At 53.7% G+C, this 19012-nt stretch carries 18 protein-coding genes; 14 read left to right on the forward strand and 4 right to left on the reverse strand.

The window, feature by feature from the left end; all coding sequences use genetic code 11:
* Window positions 1–116 precede the first annotated feature (116 nt).
* Window positions 117–290, forward strand: a complete 174-nt coding sequence (locus Dvar_RS28050) for a hypothetical protein (RefSeq protein WP_419656450.1) — start codon at window positions 117–119, stop codon at window positions 288–290.
* Window positions 291–384: 94 nt separating this feature from the next.
* Here Dvar_RS28050 and Dvar_RS28055 read toward each other — a convergent pair whose 3' ends face one another.
* Window positions 385–951: a YqgE/AlgH family protein gene (locus tag Dvar_RS28055; protein ID WP_419656451.1), complete on the reverse strand. Its 567-nt coding sequence runs from the start codon at window positions 949–951 to the stop codon at window positions 385–387.
* A gap of 348 nt (window positions 952–1299) precedes the next feature.
* Here Dvar_RS28055 and ilvD point away from each other — a divergent pair, with 348 nt between their 5' ends.
* The 6 genes from ilvD to Dvar_RS28085 all read left to right on the forward strand — a co-directional run bounded on the left by ilvD (window position 1300) and on the right by Dvar_RS28085 (window position 10124).
* Complete coding sequence (ilvD, locus tag Dvar_RS28060) at window positions 1300–2967, forward strand: dihydroxy-acid dehydratase (protein WP_419656452.1); 1668 nt, start codon at window positions 1300–1302, stop codon at window positions 2965–2967.
* 116 nt (window positions 2968–3083) lie between these two features.
* The gene (gene ilvB / locus Dvar_RS28065) at window positions 3084–4772 is read left to right on the forward strand and encodes a biosynthetic-type acetolactate synthase large subunit (RefSeq protein WP_419656453.1); all 1689 of its coding nucleotides are present in this window, start codon (window positions 3084–3086) and stop codon (window positions 4770–4772) included.
* A 41-nt stretch (window positions 4773–4813) separates the two neighbouring features.
* On the forward strand, window positions 4814–5317 hold the full coding sequence (ilvN, locus tag Dvar_RS28070) for an acetolactate synthase small subunit (protein WP_419656454.1): 504 nt from the start codon (window positions 4814–4816) through the stop codon (window positions 5315–5317).
* Window positions 5318–5416: 99 nt separating this feature from the next.
* Window positions 5417–6469, forward strand: a complete 1053-nt coding sequence (gene ilvC / locus Dvar_RS28075) for a ketol-acid reductoisomerase (protein WP_419656455.1) — start codon at window positions 5417–5419, stop codon at window positions 6467–6469.
* A 62-nt stretch (window positions 6470–6531) separates the two neighbouring features.
* Window positions 6532–8193, forward strand: a complete 1662-nt coding sequence (gene cimA / locus Dvar_RS28080; RefSeq protein ID WP_419656456.1) for a citramalate synthase — start codon at window positions 6532–6534, stop codon at window positions 8191–8193.
* A 392-nt stretch (window positions 8194–8585) separates the two neighbouring features.
* Complete coding sequence (locus Dvar_RS28085) at window positions 8586–10124, forward strand: 2-isopropylmalate synthase (protein WP_419656457.1); 1539 nt, start codon at window positions 8586–8588, stop codon at window positions 10122–10124.
* 264 nt (window positions 10125–10388) lie between these two features.
* On the opposite strand, the gene Dvar_RS28090 is transcribed toward Dvar_RS28085, so the two are convergent.
* The 3 genes from Dvar_RS28090 to Dvar_RS28100 are packed head-to-tail and all read right to left on the reverse strand — an operon-like array spanning window position 10389 to window position 12844.
* Window positions 10389–10973: a chalcone isomerase family protein gene (locus Dvar_RS28090; protein ID WP_419656458.1), complete on the reverse strand. Its 585-nt coding sequence runs from the start codon at window positions 10971–10973 to the stop codon at window positions 10389–10391.
* 19 nt (window positions 10974–10992) lie between these two features.
* The gene (locus Dvar_RS28095; RefSeq protein ID WP_419656459.1) at window positions 10993–11916 is read right to left on the reverse strand and encodes a dihydroorotate dehydrogenase; all 924 of its coding nucleotides are present in this window, start codon (window positions 11914–11916) and stop codon (window positions 10993–10995) included.
* Entirely contained in the window at window positions 11903–12844 is a 942-nt protein-coding gene (locus Dvar_RS28100) for an MBL fold metallo-hydrolase (RefSeq protein WP_419656460.1), read from the reverse strand. The genes Dvar_RS28095 and Dvar_RS28100 overlap by 14 nt, the downstream gene beginning before the upstream one ends.
* Window positions 12845–13046: 202 nt before the next feature.
* Between Dvar_RS28100 and Dvar_RS28105 the strand changes: the two genes are divergently transcribed.
* From Dvar_RS28105 to Dvar_RS28135, 7 genes are all read left to right on the forward strand, one after another.
* On the forward strand, window positions 13047–13499 hold the full coding sequence (locus tag Dvar_RS28105; RefSeq protein WP_419656461.1) for an NfeD family protein: 453 nt from the start codon (window positions 13047–13049) through the stop codon (window positions 13497–13499).
* Between the two features lie 11 nt (window positions 13500–13510).
* Window positions 13511–14362 (forward strand): SPFH domain-containing protein, encoded by an 852-nt coding sequence (locus Dvar_RS28110; RefSeq protein ID WP_419656462.1) that lies wholly within the window; start codon window positions 13511–13513, stop codon window positions 14360–14362.
* Window positions 14363–15235 carry a flavodoxin family protein gene (locus tag Dvar_RS28115; protein ID WP_419656463.1) on the forward strand — a complete coding sequence of 291 codons (873 nt, stop codon included), beginning with the start codon at window positions 14363–14365 and terminating at the stop codon, window positions 15233–15235. It begins immediately after the preceding gene.
* 5 nt (window positions 15236–15240) lie between these two features.
* A complete protein-coding gene (locus tag Dvar_RS28120; RefSeq protein WP_419656464.1) occupies window positions 15241–16335 on the forward strand; it encodes a GGDEF domain-containing protein in 1095 nt (364 codons plus the stop codon).
* Between the two features lie 153 nt (window positions 16336–16488).
* Window positions 16489–16860 carry a hypothetical protein gene (locus tag Dvar_RS28125; RefSeq protein WP_419656465.1) on the forward strand — a complete coding sequence of 124 codons (372 nt, stop codon included), beginning with the start codon at window positions 16489–16491 and terminating at the stop codon, window positions 16858–16860.
* A 107-nt stretch (window positions 16861–16967) separates the two neighbouring features.
* Window positions 16968–18440: a dynamin family protein gene (locus Dvar_RS28130; protein ID WP_419656466.1), complete on the forward strand. Its 1473-nt coding sequence runs from the start codon at window positions 16968–16970 to the stop codon at window positions 18438–18440.
* The gene (locus Dvar_RS28135) at window positions 18440–18994 is read left to right on the forward strand and encodes a flavin reductase family protein (RefSeq protein ID WP_419656467.1); all 555 of its coding nucleotides are present in this window, start codon (window positions 18440–18442) and stop codon (window positions 18992–18994) included. Before Dvar_RS28130 ends, Dvar_RS28135 begins: the two co-directional genes overlap by 1 nt.
* The last annotated feature ends 18 nt before the right edge of the window (window positions 18995–19012 follow it).

Below are 19012 nucleotides of genomic sequence, written 5' to 3' on the forward strand. Positions count from 1 at the left end.
AGCCGAAAGAACACAATGGCTTGTAAATCTTACCATTTAATGATATACACGTGTTCTAAACGAATAAGATGGGCGCTTGTGCGACGCTTGTCTATCAGTTAAGGAAGACCAAACACATGTCAGAAAAACATCCGGAATGCCCATTGTACAATCCGCTGAACTGCAAGGAGTACTACAATCCCAAGCTCTGTGCGTTCGTCAGAAAGGATAAAGTTTGTCTAAAAAAGAAAAAACCCAAACAAAAACCCAAAAAAGACGAGCCTGAAAAAGTCGAGTCTGAAAAAGAATAGCTAAACGAATACTCACCGCACTGAATCATGGGTGGAAAATGATGTCGCCCCCCTTTCCTTGAAAAAATTTTATTGACCTGAATCCAACAACGCATCAGGCATGACCGGCCGTATCGGAAAGCAGGGCCGGGTCAATACCAATTCCCTGCATGGCCGCCTCCCAGCGTCTGTCCACCTCCAGTTGGAAAGTAATCTCTTCTGAAAATGGACCGGTAATCCAGGCATTGCTACGAATTTCACCCTCCAATTGGCCAGGCCCCCAGCCGGCACAGCCCAAAGTGATGATATAATTCGCAGGACCCTGCCGGCCGGCGATTGCTTCCAATATATCCCGCGAATTGCTCAACGCCAGTGCACCGGTAATCATCATACTGCCTTCCCAGCCAAACGGTGCACCATGCAGGATAAACAGTTCGTTGGCGTGTACCGGTCCACCAATGTAGATGGGTACCTTTTCCGCATCAATGGACATGGGTATTTTAAGTTCGTCAAAAATCATCTTCGCGTTAACTTCAGGGTGTACCCGGTTGATCACAACCCCCATCGCACCTTTTGGATTATGCTCGGAAAGACAGGTGACGGTTTGGAAAAAATTGGGGTCTGCCAAGCCGGGCATGGCCATGAGAAACTGACCTTTAAACGATTGCCACGTCGGGTCCATATTTTAAGAATCCCCCCTATTCGGGTTTTGTGAAAATTGGGAAAGTGGTTGTGCTTACCTTAACGGTGAACTGTCGCAAAGGCAAGAAAAAGCTTGACTTATCACTATGGGGTTGTTAGGGATATTTTATTATTTACTCTTGGTAAGATTAACATATGAATAGCCGGTTCGTCCTTCTTAGCATTATTAGTCTTATTCTTATCCTCGTAGTGGGTGTACTCATCCGCGACGAGGAATGGGGGCGATAATGGTCTAAGGCAGCCAACCTGAAAAGAAACAAAATCCGTTATCACCCCAAAAGGGATAACGGATTTTTTTTTGGACTTATTCGGAAAGGAAATCAAGCGCATGAAAAGCGACGTCGCTAAACAGGGAATTGAGCGGGCCCCCCACCGGGCGCTGCTCAAAGCCATTGGCTACACCGATACAGAGATCAAACGCCCACTGATCGGCATCGCCAATGCCGTGAATACCGCCATTCCAGGACATGTTCACCTGGACACCCTGGCCCAGGCGGTAAAGGCCGGTATCTACATGGCCGGCGGTACGCCAGTGGAATTCGGCACGATCGGCGTCTGTGATGGTATTGCCATGAATCACACGGGGATGAAATACTCACTGGCCAGTCGGGAATTGATTGCCGATTCCGTTGAAGTCATGGCCACCGGCCATGCCCTGGACGCCATGGTGATGATTCCCAATTGCGACAAGATTGTACCCGGCATGCTCATGGCAGCAGCCCGTCTGGATCTGCCCACCATTTTTGTCAGCGGCGGTCCCATGTTGGCGGGTGAACACCCGGACCAGCCTGGGAAAAAAATTGACCTGATCAGCGTATTTGAAGCGGTCGGCGCCGTAAAGGCCGGAAAAATGGATGCGGACCAACTCACCCGCATTGAAAACGCGGCCTGCCCCACCTGCGGTTCCTGTGCAGGCATGTTTACCGCCAATTCCATGAATTGCTTGACCGAAGTCATCGGCATGGGCCTGCCGGGCAACGGCACCATCCCGGCCGCCTATTCCGCGCGGGTCCGGCTGGCCAAACAGGCCGGCATGCAGATCCTCGATTTATGGCAAAAACAGATCACCGCCCGCAAAATCATGACCGCCGATGCCTTTCACAACGCCCTGACCGTTGACATGGCCCTGGGATGCTCCACCAATACGGTTCTGCATCTGCCGGCCATCGCTACCGAGGCCGGTGTGGACCTGGATCTGAACATGATCAACGAGATCAGCGGGAAGACCCCGCATATTTGTTCCTTGAGCCCGGGTGGCGCCCATCATATTCAGGACCTGAACCGGGCCGGCGGGATCAGTGCCGTCATGAAAACACTGGCCGATGCCGGACTGATCCGCGGGGCGTGTCAGACTGCCACCGGAAAAACCGTAGCCGAGAACCTAACCGGCGTCATGACCCTTGATCTAGAGGTCATTCGCCCCATGGATCGCCCTTACCATCAGCAAGGGGGACTGGCCGTCCTCTACGGCAACCTGGCCCCCGACGGATGCGTTGTCAAACAATCGGCTGTGCTGGATGAAATGCTGCGCCACGAGGGCCCGGCCAGGGTCTTCGACTCCGAAGAGGATGCCACGGCAGCCATTATGGAGGGACGCATCAACAAAGGTGACGTGATCGTTGTTCGCTATGAAGGCCCCATGGGCGGACCGGGCATGCGTGAAATGCTCACCCCCACCTCAGCCATTGCCGGGATGGAGCTGGATGCCCATGTGGCCCTGATTACCGATGGACGTTTTTCAGGCGGTTCCCGCGGGGCCGCCATCGGCCATATTTCTCCCGAGGCCGCCCAGGGAGGGCCCCTTGGCATCGTCAATGAAGGCGATTTGATCGCCATCGATATTCCGGGCAAAACCATCACCCTGAAACTGTCCGATGAAGAGATCAACGCACGTCTGGCCGCCTGGCAACCGCCCGAGCCCAAAATCAAGCAGGGTTACATGGCCCGGTATGCCCGGCAGGTGAGCTCGGCCAGTCAGGGCGCCGTGGTAAGATAAACGAAAAAACAGAAACGGAACATAAAATTGGAGGCTTGACGCCGTGCCTTGCGCGTATTGTTCGGATTCCCTCAACTTTTCCGTCCCCCTTTTTTACAAAAAGGAGCTAAATAAAAATGAAACTGACCGGCGCACAGATTCTGATGGAAGTCCTCAAGGAAGAGGGCGTGGATTCAATTTTCGGTTTTCCTGGAGGCGCCACCATCGATCTACACGACACCTTGGTAAAAACCGATCTTCGCCACTATCTGGTTCGCCATGAGCAGGGCGCGGTCCATGCAGCGGATGGCTATGCCCGTGCAAGCGGTAAAGTCGGGGTCTGCATCGTCACTTCCGGTCCGGGGGCCACCAATACCGTAACCGGCATCGCCACGGCATATATGGATTCCATTCCATTGGTGATCATCAGCGGTCAGGTACCCACCCACCTGATCGGCAATGACGCTTTCCAAGAGGTTGATATTGTTGGGATTACCCGGCCATGCACAAAACACAACTATCTGGTCTCATCGGTGGAGGAGCTAGCCCGGGTGATCAAAGAGGCCTTTCATATCGCCCGGTCGGGACGCCCCGGTCCGGTGCTGGTGGATATTCCCAAAAATGTGCAGCAGGCTACCTGCAATTTCAAACCCAAGCAGAAGGTCAAACTCAAGTCTTACAATCCCACCTATAAGCCCAATGCCAAGCAAATCCAAAAGGTGGTGGACTTGATCAAGACCGCCAAGCGCCCAATGATTTTCTCCGGTGGCGGCGTGATTCTCTCGGGCGCATCCAAGGAACTGACCCAACTGGCCAAACGCACCCAGACACCGGTCACCATGTCGCTCATGGGGTTGGGCAGCTTCCCGGGCACCGACCCCCTTTCGCTGGGCATGCTGGGCATGCACGGAACCTACCGGGCCAATATGAGTACCGCCGAATGCGACCTGTTTATCGGCGTGGGGGTTCGTTTTGATGACCGTGTGACCGGCAAAACCGATTGTTTTGCCCCCCAGGCCAAAATTGTGCACATCGACATCGATCCCACGTCCATCCGCAAGAATGTGCCAGTCAGTGTGCCGGTGGTAGGCGACTGCAAAGCCAGCTTAAAGGAACTCAACGATTGCCTGGCAAAAGAAGATTTGGCTGCGATCAGCAAAATCCATGCGCCGTGGTTGGAAAAGATCGAAACCTGGAAACAGCAATTTAAATTGGCCTACACCCAGGAAGAGAATGTAATCAAACCCCAGTATGTGGTGGAAACGCTATACAAGCTGACGCGTGGCAAGGCCATTATCACCACGGAAGTAGGCCAGAATCAGATGTGGGCGGCCCAGTATTATCACTTTGACAAACCCAGTCATTTCGTCACCTCCGGCGGGCTGGGCACCATGGGATTCGGCCTGCCGGCGGCCATCGGCGCCCAGGTGGCCTTTCCCGATGCCCTGGTGGTGGATGTGGCCGGCGACGGCAGTATTCAGATGAACATTCAGGAAATGGCCACCGCCGTGCAATACAAGCTGCCGGTGAAAGTGGTTATTTTAAACAACACTTACCTGGGCATGGTCCGCCAGTGGCAGGAGTTGTTTTACAACGAATGCTACGCATGCACCGAGCTTGAACACTCCCCTGATTTCGTTAAACTGGCCGAGGCGTACGGCGCCGTAGGCCTGCGGGCCACCCGTCCGGATGAGGTGGAAGCCGTTTTGCAAAAAGGGATTGACACACCGGGACCGGTGATCATGGATTTTAAAGTCGCCCCCAAAGAGTGTGTCTATCCCATGGTGCCGGCCGGCGCACCCATCACCGAGATGCTGATTGTTTAACCGATTCTCATGCGTGCATGCCAGGAAAAGGGGGATGGACAATGACCGAAGAAAAACATATTTTGACCATGCTGGTGGACAACGAGCCGGGCGTGCTCTCCCGGATTGTTGGCTTGTTCAGCGGTCGTGGATTTAATATAGAAAGCCTTTGCGTGGCTGAAACGATCGATCCTAAGGTATCCCGAATCACCATTGTCACCAAAGCCAATGAACCGCTTGTTGAACAGATCGAAAAGCAGCTTCGAAAACTCATCAATGTGATCAAGCTCAGAGACCTTACCGGGTCCGAATCGGTTCAACGGGAAATGGCGCTGATCTGTGTGCGGGCAAAACCGGAAAACCGAGACGAAATTCTGCGGATTGTGGATATTTTCAGATGCAAAGTCGTAGATGTGGGGACCGAGTATTACATTATTGAAGCCACTGGGACGGCAGACAAAATGAAAGCCTTGATTAATCTGCTCAAACCCATGGGCATCAAAAAAATCGCCCGCACAGGCACCATTGCCCTGTTCAGGGAGCCCCCTCCATTAAACCGTCGCTGAGTGTGTCGCTGTGGCACGTTCAGCGATAACTTCAACCCACCCGATAGCGGTTTGTTTTTATCTGTCGGGACTAAAAAATGAAACATTAAGGAGTAAGAGATGGCTAATATTGACTTTGGCGGAACCATAGAAGAGGTCATTACATCCGAGGAATTCACCCTCCAGCAGGCACGCGAGGTGTTGGCCGGCGAAACGGTCGCCGTTTTGGGGTATGGCGTTCAGGGGCCCGGCCAGGCACTCAACATGCGCGACAATGGCATTGCCGTGATCGTGGGACAGCGTGAAGGGTCAGCCTCCTGGGACAAGGCCGTCGCCGATGGTTTCGTGCCTGGCGAAACCCTACTGCCCATTGAGGAAGCGGCCAAAAAAGCCACGGTGATCCAGTACCTGCTTTCCGATGCCGGCCAGGTGGCCATGTGGCCCAAAATCAAAGAATGCCTCAACGAAGGCGATGCCCTGTATTTCTCCCACGGGTTCGGTATTGTGTATCGCGATCAGACCGGCATCGTGCCGCCGGAAAATGTGGATGTGATTCTGGTGGCCCCCAAAGGTTCCGGTACCACGGTACGCACCAACTTTCTGGACGGCAGCGGCATCAACTCCAGCTTCGCCATCCATCAGGATTTCACCAAAAAGGCCAGAGAACGCACCCTGGCCCTGGGCATCGTCATCGGCTCCGGCTACCTGTTCCCGACCACCTTTGAAAAAGAGGTCCACAGCGACCTGACCGGTGAACGCGGTGTGCTCATGGGCTGTTTGGCCGGCGTCATGGAAGCCCAGTACAATGTGCTGCGTAAAAACGGTCACAGCCCCAGTGAGGCGTTCAATGAAACCGTCGAAGAACTGACCCAGAGTCTGATCCGCCTGGTGGCCCAGAACGGCATGGACTGGATGTACGCCAACTGCAGCACCACCGCTCAGCGCGGTGCTCTGGACTGGGCCCCCCGGTTCCGTGATGCCGTGGTCCCCCTGTTCGATGAACTGTATGAAAGCGTGACCAGCGGCAAGGAAACCAAGCGCGTCCTGGATTGCAACAGCGCCCCGGACTACCGTGAGAAACTGGATGCGGAGCTTAAGGTCTGGCACGATTCAGAAATGTGGCGGGCCGGCGCGGCCGTACGTGCCCTACGCCCGGAAAACCGGCGCAAATAGGGGTTTCGGGGTCCGGTCATGGTGCCGGACCTCGCCCCCATTTTTCGTGTCAGGAGAGAATTATGGAACCAATCCTTATCTATGACACCACATTGAGAGACGGCACCCAGGGTGAGAACATCACCTTTACCGCCGATGAGAAGATTAAAATCGCCAAACGGCTGGATGATTTGGGTGTTCAGTACATCGAAGGCGGATGGCCCGGCTCCAATCCACGGGACATGCGTTTTTTCGACCTGGCCAAACGCAAGTGTTTCACAACGGCGCGCATCACCGCCTTCGGCTCCACCCGCAAGCCTGGCATAAAGGCCGCCGACGATCCGAATCTCAAGGCCATTTTGGACAGCGGCACCCCGGCGGCGGCCATTTTCGGTAAGAGCTGGACCCTGCATGTGACATCGGTCATGGACAACACCCTTGCCGAGAACCTGGCCATGATCGCCGATAGCGTAGCATTTCTCAAGGCCAACGAACGAGAAGTCATCTACGATGCCGAGCATTTTTTCGATGGTTTCAAGGATGATCCCGACTACGCCTTGAACACGCTGTTTGCCGCCCATGCGGCCGGGGCTGATTTTATCGTGCTGTGCGACACCAACGGCGGCACCCTGCCCCATGAAGTGAAATCGATCATCGAGACGGTAAAGGAGAAAATGGGGGTGCGTTTTCCTGATCAGGATACACCTCTCAAGCTGGGCATTCATACCCACAATGACTGCGGCATGGCCGAGGCCAATTCCATTGCCGCCGTAAACGGCGGCGCGGTAATGGTGCACGGTACCATCAATGGGTATGGTGAACGCTGCGGCAATGCCGACCTGACAACGATTATTCCCGTGCTGTGTTCTAAAATGGACCGCCCTTGCATTCCCGCTGAAAAATTGAGTGGATTGAAAAGCATTTCCCGCTACGTGAGTGAAACAGCCAACATCGTCCCACTCAACACAAGGCCCTTTGTGGGACGCAGTGCGTTCACCCACAAAGGCGGTATCCACGTCAGCGCCATCATGAAAAATCCCCGTGCTTACGAGCACATGGAACCGGAGATGGTGGGCAATCAGCGCCGGGTGCTGATGTCCGATCTGGCCGGAAAAAGCAACGTGGAGTACAAAGCCAAAGAGATGGGCGTTGATCTGTGCGCCAATGGCTGTGACAGCAAGGCCATCGTTGCCGCCATCAAGCAGATGGAAGACGAAGGCTATCAGTTTGACGTAGCCGACGGCTCCTTTCAGATCATGCTTGAGAAATTTACCGAGCAGTTCAAGCCGTTGTTCGATCTGGAATCCTTCCGGGTGACCATTGAAAAAGACAAGGAATTTCCCTGTTCCGCCCATGCCACGATCAAGGTTTCGGTGGGTGACAGCCATGAAATTACGGCTGCCGAGGGACTGGGACCGGTCAGTGCCCTGGATAATGCCTTGCGTAAAGCCCTGGCCAATTTCTACCCGGATCTGGATACCATGAAACTGGTCGATTTCAAGGTCCGCGTCGTGGATGGCCGGGATGGAACCGCTGCCAAGGTGCGGGTGTTCATCGAATCCCGCGATCAAGATCAGATCTGGAGCACCATCGGCGTTTCCGAAGACATTATCGAGGCCAGTTGGCAGGCCTTGGCGGACAGTTTCCAGTTCAAGCTGGCCAAAGAGGCCAAAAAGAAAATGTCCCCATCCGATATGGCCAGCGTTGACGCCAAACCGGATCTGTCCATGTCATGCAGTGCATAAAGCCGAACTACAATGCAATCTAAGGAACCACATCATCATGCAACCAAATGAGGAAGGTATCAACGCCGCGGGATTAGCCAGTGTCGCTTTCCCGCGGCCTATGCTCACCATTTTCTGATTTCTCTTATCCCAAATGGTACACAAGACAAAGGGTGTTAATTCCGCCCTTTATGCTAAGGGCTCGCGCAAAAATAACTTCACATTTTCAGCGCCCATCCATCCCGCTCAGCGGCGTTGCGAAAACACGGAATATGCCTGATATTCCTTTGTCTTCGCGCCTTGCTGAGCGGGCGCCTGAACACTGACAATTTGTGAATTTATTTTTGCGCGAACCCTAAATCACCGCTTTTGGCGGATGAACAACCAACCATCGATCCAAAGGAGATCAGCAAATGACCGAGCGCGTAAAAATATTCGACACCACCCTGCGAGACGGCGAACAGAGTCCCGGCGCCAGCATGAACACAAATGAGAAGTTGCGCCTGGCCGTGCAACTGGAAAAACTGGGCGTGGACATCATCGAGGCGGGTTTTCCAGCCGCCTCCGAAGGTGATTTTGAAGCGGTTTCACATATTGCCGGGCGATTGACCCAAACGGAAGTCGCCGGGCTGGCACGTACCGGTAAAGACGACATTGATCAGGCCTGGGGGGCGGTCAAGCACGCTGCCAAGCCCCGTATCCATACGTTTATCGCTACTTCCGATTTGCATTTGAAGTATAAACTGAAGATGTCCCGTGAGGAAGTACTCAAAGCGGCGGTAGAAGCGGTGAAATATGCAAAATCATTTACCGACAATGTGGAGTTCTCGGCCGAGGACGGCTCCCGCAGCGACCGGGACTACCTGTGCAAGGTGTTCGGTGCGGCGATCGAGGCGGGCGCCACGACCGTCAACCTGCCCGACACGGTGGGGTATGCCATTCCCGAGGAGTTTGCCGAGCTGGCCAAATACGTGATGGATCACACCCCCAATATACACAAGGCCACCTTGAGCGTGCATTGCCACAACGATCTGGGCCTGGCCACGGCCAACACCATCGCCGCCATCAATGCCGGCGCCCGGCAGGCCGAGGTCACCATCAACGGCATAGGTGAACGGGCGGGCAACACCTCCATGGAGGAGGTCGTTATGGCCCTGCACACCCGGCAGAATCTGATGCCCTTTGAAACCGGTATCCAGACCGAGCATATCTATCCCACCAGTCGTCTGGTGAGTATGATCACCGGTATCATGGTGCAACCCAACAAAGCCATTGTGGGCGCCAATGCGTTTGCCCACGAAGCGGGCATCCACCAGGACGGTGTCCTGAAAAACCCCATGACCTATGAAATCATGAAACCGGAAACCGTGGGCCTGAGCAAGAACCAGCTGGTCCTGGGCAAGCATTCCGGTCGTCATGCCTTGCATACCCATTTGAAGGGTCTGGGCTATGATCTGTCCGAGGAAGAACTGAAAACGGTTTTCAAGCAGTTCAAGGACCTGGCCGACCGAAAAAAACACGTCATGGACGAGGACCTGGAAGCCCTGGTGACCGAAGGCGTGCTGCGCTCGGCCGAAGTCTTTTCTTTGGAGTACCTGCATGTTACCTGCGGCACAACGGTCATGCCCATGGCATCGGTCAAACTCTCCATCAACGGTCGCTCCGTCAAGGGGGCCAATTACGGCAACGGTCCCATCGATTCGGCATTCAACACCATCGCCCAACTGACGGGCGCCACAGCCGAGCTGTTGCGGTTCACCGTCAGCGCATTGACCGGTGGAACCGATGCCCAGGGTGAAGTGACCGTGCGTCTGCGCGAGAACGGTCTGGTGGCTTTAGGTCGCGGGTCCGATCCGGACATCATCACGGCCAGTGCCAAGGCCTACATCAATGGGCTCAACCGCCTGGAATACTTGAAGGCGCATCCGGTGAAAGCATCGCAAACCCTTTAAATCAATCCTGTTCTTCAGAAAACGCCAGCTGACATCCGTTTCGGCATAGCAGCATCATTTAACTTGTCAGCGCCTTAGTGTTAAGTGTTAAGTTTAAAGTGTTAAGAAGTGGAGAACCGTATAAATCAAAAAGCGGATGGGAACCAAAAAACGGTTCCCACCCGCTTTTAAAAATGGCGAAGTGATCCTATTGAGGGAATGAATTAAAAGACGTTAAAACACATCCAATGACACCCTCCTCCCTTAAGCCTTCAACCGATTCACCTACTTTTTTCCCAACAATCCGTCCCGAATCTTCCGGTTGGCATTCTCACCCACATTATACCGGTAATACATCTGGGCGAAAACCGCTCCCGGGATGGTTCCCCGGACTTCTCCCTGGTAGGTCAGGGTCAATCCTTTGCCGGGGACGTACAGCGATTCGGAAGATAGCCCCGGGGCCATGTCCTTGTCCAGCCAGGCGGCATATTGCTCGATGTCCGAACGGTTGGCCGCCACCAGCGTTTCAGGATTGCCCGCTTCCATCAGCTCGATGAAACCTTCACGGATCTTCTTGGCTGTGGCCTTGCTGGTCAGGTAGTGGGTCAGCATGTATTTGACCTGCTCGGATTCAATCACCTCAACCGGGTCCTGGGTCGGCTCTTCAAGATAAAGGCCAACGGCGTAGACCTTGACGAAACCGAATTTTTTCAGATAGGAAACACCGTTGAGCTGCAGCGTTTTCCCGGCGATCACCTTTTGGGTTGGAAATTTCACCCCCAGGATTTCCACTTGGCCGGCATAGCCGGTAACGGCAACAATCAGCCCGACAATCAGGGCGATGGCTACGGCAAATCGCATTTTTCTCATCTTGATTCCTCTTTAGGTATCAGTCCCCGGTCACCAATGTGCCGATCAACTGCTTGATATCATCGATCTTATTTTCACGTAGCCAGGCGATCATCCCGTCGATAATCGCCACGGTGCTGTCCGGGTTGACAAAATTCGCCGTGCCCACCTGAATGGCGGTGGCGCCGACCATGATAAATTCCAGTGCATCCGTGGCGTTCATGATGCCACCCACGCCGACCACGGGAATGCCCACCACCTGGGCCGTCTGCCACACCATGCGCAGCGCAATAGGCTTGATCGCCGGACCGGAAAGCCCGCCGGTAACATTGGCCAGCCGCGGACGGCGCGTGGCCAGATCCACGGCCATGCCGGTAACGGTGTTGATCACTGACAGGGCATCCGCCCCTGCATCCTCGGCCACCCGGGCAATCTGCGTAATGTCCGTGACGTTGGGTGAAAGCTTGACCATCAGGTGCTTGGTGGTTTTGGCGCGCACCACCTTGACCACCTGATGGGCCAGTTTGGGGTCGGAGCCAAAGGCGATGCCGCCTTCTTTGACGTTGGGGCAGGAAATGTTGACTTCCAATCCCTTCACGGCATCCAGCGTTTCCAGGCGTTCAGCCAGGGCGCCATACTCATCCACGGTTTTGCCGTAGATGTTGGCGATGGCGGGCGGGTCAAGGGTTTCCAGAAAGGGCAGTTTATCCTTGATAAAAGCCTCAACGCCCACGTTTTCCAAACCAATGGCATTGAGCATGCCGCAATCGGTTTCGACAATTCGCGGCGGCGGATTGCCTTTGGCCGGCGTCAGGGAGAGCCCCTTGACGATGATTCCCCCCAACCGGTTCAGATCCATATAATGCTCAAATTCGCGTGCGTAACCAAAGGTACCCGAAGCGGTCAGCACCGGATTGTTGAGGGTCAGGCCTCCGATATCCACGGACAGATCAGGCGTTGTCATGGGTTGTTCCTATTTTTGCGGTTGTGGCGTGTTGCCTTTTTTTTCGAAGAACGGCATTGATGCGCGCGTCAAGGTTGAGAAGATATGCCGGTTCGGGTTGACGCAGGCCGGGCGTGTGATCCCATTCAACCGCTTTGACTTTTTTTTTCACCTCGACCAAATTGCCATCCACCTGGTCCATCAGACGTTCCACCAGGGTTTTAAACCCTTTCAGCTGCCTTTTGGACGCTTGAATATGCTGACGGGCATCCGGGCCGATGAAAGAACAGACGTGGCCTAACAGCAGAATCTGTACATCCAGCGCACTTAGCCGATCGATGGAATGAAGGCAGGCATCGTAGTCCACCAGACAATCGACAATGATCCCACCGGTGTCGTCTCGTGTGCCCAGCGCTTCGGACGCCATCAAGAGCTTGCATCCAGGAATGTAGTAAGAAAGGAAATCCCAGGTATGGCCGGGCGTTTCCATCGTGTGGACGATCAGGTCCGGTGCAATGTCAAACCGGTCCCCTTCCCGGGCCACAATATCCACGTCAAAGGGTTCGAAAGACGTAGCCGAGGCGTCAATACCCCAATCAGCGGCAAGCACGGCCGATGATCGATTGAGTTCGGCGATCAAGGCCACGGCATTGGGCCTTGTCAGCACATCGGCGGCCTTTTGGGAACAAACCACCTGCATTTTGGGAAACTGTTGTTTCAGATAGGCCACGGCCCCACAATGGTCCCAGTGAGAATGGGTGAGAAAACAGTGTGCAGGCTGACGATCGCCCAGAATTTTCCGAATCTGCCGGTCATAGTGGGAGGCAAGAAAGGTCATCCCGCCATCGAACAGGGCTGGATGCGGCCCATCCACTAAATAAATGGGTGCCACACGGTGTCCCAGCATATAGACCCCGTCGGCCATTTTGCCAATCTTTTCAACGACCACGTCACCTCCCCCACAAAGCGATTGAATGAAATCGTATCGGCACTATAAACGAGTCCATGGGGTAGATCAACCCGGAGGTGGTGATCCGCGTTTGTGGCATCGTTTTTGTCACTCGCCGACTTCCACCCTTAGGGGTTTTGTGCTAAACTTTGATTTATTTTTAATGATCCGTTCCAACCACCGCTCACGTTAAGGCAAACCTATGCAAGTTGATGTTCAATACTGGCACTGGCTGGTATTTGGCATGGTTCTCATTATAGCAGAAATCTTTGTCCCCAGTTTCACCATCTTCTGGTTCGGCTTGGGGGGCATTCTGGTGGCAGGCGTTTTGCTGCTCGGCATTGGCATCAATTTTACCTGGCAGCTGTTCGTCTGGGCCATCGCGTCATGTATTTTCTCTTTTTTGTGGTTCAAATTCATTCGGCCGAGGATGGCTGATCGAACACGGGCAGGCATCTCCCGTGAAGCCGCCATCGGTGAAATCGGTCAGGTCATCCGTATCCCGACCCAGGGACAACGGGGCGTGGCGCGCTTTACGATTCCGCTTTTGGGATCCGAAGAGTGGCCGTTTATTTGCGATGCATCCCTGTCGGTCGGTGACCGGGTAACGGTGACCGACATTTCCGGCAACACCTTGGTGGTGCAAAAATTATAGCGGAGGTAAATATGCCAGGCTTGATTGTCGTAACGGTGTTTGTTGTCTTGGTGATCGTCACGTTAATGTTAGGCGTGCGTCTTGTTCCCCAGGGGAGCAAGCATGTGGTTCAACGGTTGGGCAAGTACCACAAGACCCTCGGTCCAGGGCTGAATATCATTATTCCCTATGTCGATTCAGTGGCCTATAAGGTTACCACCAAAGACATCGTCCTGGATATCCCCTCCCAGGAAGTCATCACCCGTGATAATGCCGTCATCATCGCCAATGCCGTGGCGTACATTAACATTATCTCTCCTGAAAAAGCCGTGTATGGCGTGGAAAACTATCAGGTCGCCATTCAAAACCTGGTCCAGACCTCGTTGCGATCCATTATCGGTGAAATGGACCTGGACGATGCCCTGTCGTCACGCGATCAAATCAAGGCCAAGCTCAAGACCGCCATCTCGGACGACATTGCCGATTGGGGCATCACCATGAAGACCGTTGAGATCCAGGACATCAACCCATCTCCGACCATGCAGGCCGCAATGGAAGAACAAGCCGCCGCCGAACGCCAGCGCCGGGCCACGGTTACCCGTGCTGACGGTGAGAAGGCCGCCGCGGTGCTGGAAGCCGAAGGCCGTCTGGAAGCCTCCAAACGCGATGCCCAGGCCAAGGTGGTGTTGGCCGAGGCCAGCCAACTGGCGATCCAGAAAGTCACAGCCGCCATTGGTGACAATGAAATTCCGGTCATGTACCTGATCGGTGAACGCTATGTGGAGGCCTTGAAAGGCCTTGCCAATTCACAAAACAGCAAAGTAGTACTGATGCCGGCGGAAATCCCGACGGCCATCCGGGGAATCGTGGGAGGCATGAAGTAGATGAAGCAGATACTGGGCATTGTGGGCTCGGCCAGGCGACTGGGCAATAGTGAAATCATGGTCAAAGCAATATTCCGCCACATTGATCAGCCTTGTGAATTGCTTCTTCTACGGCTGACTGATTTTCAGATCGAGTCATGCCGGGGATGCTATCAATGCCTGTTCAAAGATGGACAGTGCGTCATCCACGATGATCATCAACTGGTGCTGGACGCCATTGCCGCAGCCGACGCGCTGATCCTTGCCGCCCCGACCTATTTTCTTGGGGTCCATAGCTGCCTGAAACGCTTTCTGGATCGCGGGCTCACCGTTTATGGTTCGGTCGATCGGCTATGGGGCAAACCGGCCGTGGGCGTGACCATAGCCGGAATCCCCGGCATGGAGGGCAATGCGCTTTTGGGCATTGACAGTTTTCTCAAGCTGATGCTGACCGATGTGCGGCAAACCCAGATCGTCTATGGCGCACTGCCCGGGGAAATCTTTTTAAACGATAAAAACATAGGCATCGCGAAATCGTTGGCCGACAGCCTGTTCGGCCCTGCAGTGGCCAAACCCGGCCCCTGCTGTCCGTTATGCGGAGGGGATACGTTTCGCTTTTTGGGCGGGGATCAGGTGCGCTGCATGGTCTGCAGCAATACCGGTACCATTGGTACGGATCATGGCAGCCTCGTCATGGATATCAGGCCCACCGATCACCAGCTGTTTCTGACCCGCGATGATGTATCCAATCACAGGGATTGGCTGATCGGCATGAAGGATCGATTCAAAACCATGCGCGACCGCTTGAAACCGATCACGCTGGATTATCGTAAAGTGGGCCGCTGGATCAAACCACCGGATAAAACGAGTGCTCCGGAATCGGAAAAGGAATAGGCACCATGAAACTGTTTGGCAAAACCCCACCCGAGGAAACCGACCCGGCCACATTAAAAAAAGAAGTTGAACAGGCCGAGATGCGGCTTGGCATCCTCCGGGAAACCACCCAGGCCCTGTTTCTTTTCCTACGGGAATTCACGCTGGACATTAACGAAATCAATGCTGAAGCATTTAAAGAGCAGATCCAGAGCCTGCAACAAAAATTTGAGACATTTGAAAAACCCAAGAGCCTTGCGGACACCTTCGATCGAGAAAAAGGCAAAATTCTGAATCACATCCAACGGCAAAAAACCTATTTGGATGAGCGGGAAGCCGAATTTCGTGAAATCATCGACCTGATGACCACGGCCATGTCCGGTCTGGACAATGAAAACCGTGACTTTTACAGCAGTATTCGCTCCCAGGGGGAACGCTTCGAACAAATCACCCTCTTGGACGACATCAAACGCATTAAAAATGAACTGGTTCAGGAAGTGGAAAAAATGCGCGCCATGGTCCGCCAGAAGGAAAGCCAGGATCAGAAAACCCTGGACGCGCTTTCCAGCCAGGTGAATGCACTGAAAAAAGAATTGGACAAGGCCCGCCATTCAGCCAATACCGACGGATTGACCGGCGTTCACAACCGCAAGGCCCTGGACGATTATCTGCTGGGGCTGATCGACCGGAATCGGGTGACCCGCCAATCCTTTTCCCTGCTGATGATGGACCTGGACCATTTCAAGCAATTAAACGATACCTATGGTCATACGGTAGGGGACCGGATGCTGCTCGCCTTTGCCGAAAAATGCCGCAGTTCGGTACGCAGCGATGATTTTTTAGCCCGCTATGGCGGTGAGGAATTCACGTTGATCCTGCCCGGCGCATCGCTGCGCAACGCCGTTAAAAAAGCCAAGACCATATGCAAGACCATTGCAAATTCCCGCTATGCAGCAGATGACTCACCAAAAGCGGATGTGGTTTCCGTCACCGTCAGCATCGGTGTCAGCGCTTATCGCCAGGGGGACACCGTTCAAAGCATCATCGAACGCGCCGATCAGTGCCTTTACAAAGCAAAAGAAAAAGGCAGGAACAGAGTCGTGGCGGAAAACGATATCTGATCCCATCGGCCCGAGAAGATAGCTTAGCGCCTGTTTGAAAAGGTCAACCACACCGGCCATGCCATCTGCTTGCATTTCATGACCGCCTTGCCAATCATCAATCACCACTTATTTTAACTGAAAGTTATGGATAATCGGCAAAAGGAGGCCATTATGACAACACCCGCATCAACAGTTGATAATTTAAGTAAAATCTCGCTAACCATTAAAGATGAAGACAATTTATCGAGTTCGCCTTTTGAATTTATTTATGGGGTGGGCGCCGAAGGCATCACCCTGTTTGAAAAAGCCCTGTTTGGCAAAGGCGTCGGCGATCAGGTACAATTCGACATATCCCCTGCCGATTATTGCGAAACCATCGGCCACCTGGAACTGCCCCTTTTCAAGCAAACCGGCATCATGAAGCCCATTTCGCTTCAGGTGACCATTGATGCCATTTCAAAAGCCACAGATCATGAAGTCGTCAAAGCCATGGCCGCCGGTGGAAGTTGCAGCGACTGCGGCTGTGGTTGCGGTAACCATTAGATGCAATAAGCTTGATTTGTTTTCCGGAAACCCATATATCTACAGTAATCTTCAAATTCGATCACTTTCATCAATCCAAGTAAACCGTCAGTCGGCCGGAGACGTTCATGTATCGTGACAATTATATTACCGCCCTTCGCACCGAGCTATTAGAGATGGTTTCCGAACAGTTGACACCAGTGGCCCTGCGCTACGGATACAGCGAAGTCCCCCTGGAAACCAATATCAAGTGGCGCCCCCAGGTGTTGGTGCTGGGCAATTATTCATCGGGCAAATCGACCCTGATCAACGAGTTTCTGGGAACAACCATCCAGGGTACGGGTCAGGCGCCCACCGATGACTCATTTACTGTGATTACCTTTGATGATGAAGAACCTGACGGCACACCGATTCGGGTCACGGAACAGCGAGACGGCAAGTTTCTGCTCAATGATCCGGAATATCCGTTTGAGTCGCTGAAAAAACATGGTCAACGGTTCGCATCCCATTTCAAGCTGAAAAAGGTCAATTCACCGTTTTTGAAAAATCTGGCCATCATTGACACGCCCGGGATGCTGGACAGCATCACCGAACGAGACCGGGGCTACAACTATCAGGACGTTATCGGTGATTTGGCCCAGATTGCCGATATGGTCCTGGTGCTGTTCGACCCCCATAAAGCCGGCACGGTCCGCGAAGCGCATACCAGCCTGCGGGATACACTGCCATCGAAAACATTTGAAGACCGGGTGCTATACGTGCTCAACCGCATTGATGAATGCACCTCTATGACCGATCTATTAAGAGTCTACGGCACCTTGTGCTGGAATCTGTCCCAGATCACCGGCCGCAAGGACATCCCCATGATTCATTTAACCTATTCTACAGCAGCTGCGGAAAAAAACATCCAGGAAGACAACCCCCAGGCCACCTACCTTCGGTATCTTGAAAATCAACGCGAAGATCTTAAAAATGCCGTTATGCAGGCCCCCTGCCACCGGCTGGACAACCTGGCCTCGTTCGTGGAAACCCACGGCGAACGGCTCACCCATTTTCTTGAAGGAATGATCAGTTACCGCAAACATGCGCGCCTTTTTCGGGTGAAATCATTTTTCTCCGGTCTGGCCGTATCACTGGTGGGAGGCGCCGCAGCCTGGCTGGGCCTCATGACCTTTACCCCCCTTGCCGGTTTCGATCCCGTGCTTCAGCTGAGCGGTGCCGGTGTATTGAGTGCAATCCTGTTTATCCTCTGGCTGACCGTTGTGCAAAAATATTTCTATGGGCGTTTTCTCAAAAAATGGCTGCGTCAGCTGGATCATCTGACACCGCTCTCAAATCAGACCCGGCGAGACAGCTGGGCGGCCATCCGCGATCTTTTATACGTAAACCTGAAAAAAACCGAAGGTCACTTTTCTTTAAGCCAGGTTTATAGCGAGTATCTTGTGGTTAAAGAAATCCACGAGACCGGATCACGCGAGATTCGTGAGGCATTAAAGGAACTGTCTGGAATCGATTCAAACAACTGGTCGAAAGATATGAACGAACCGGTCGTCCCCTACTGGTCGGTGCCTGAATCAGAAACCCCACTTGAGGAGCAGTAATGAAAAAAACCACGCTGGGCCCCCAGGCCCTGCTTTTCCCCACCCCGTCTGTTCTGGTCGGCACTGTTGTCGATGAGCGGACCAACTTCATGACCGCCGCCTGGTGCGGCATCGCCTCATCCAAGCCGCCGGCCATCTCAGTAGCCGTGCAAGGCGTGCGCCATACCCTGAAAGGCATTCTCGCTCACAAAGAATTCTCCATCAACGTCCCCTCTGCAGCCATGGCCAAGCAGGTGGATTTTTGCGGCATTTACTCCGGACGCAACGATGACAAATCAAGTGTTTTCGAAATTTTCACCGGCGATCTGAAAAACGCACCGCTGGTCGTCGAGTGCCCGGTAAATATAGAGTGCCGGCTGCGCCACACACTGGATCTGGGGGCTCACATCCTTGTCGTCGGGGAAGTGGTCCAGACGCATATCAATGAAAGCTGCCTGACCGACGGCAAAGCCGACGCAACCAAGATCGATCCACTGGTATACTCACCAGGTACAGGCAATTACCAGCGCTTGGGAGAAATTGTCGGCAAGGCATTTTCCATCGGCAAAAAATAAATCAATCGGATACTATCC

The sequence above is a fragment of the Desulfosarcina variabilis str. Montpellier genome (assembly GCF_048565275.1).
Classification (GTDB): Bacteria; Desulfobacterota; Desulfobacteria; order Desulfobacterales; family Desulfosarcinaceae; genus Desulfosarcina; species Desulfosarcina variabilis.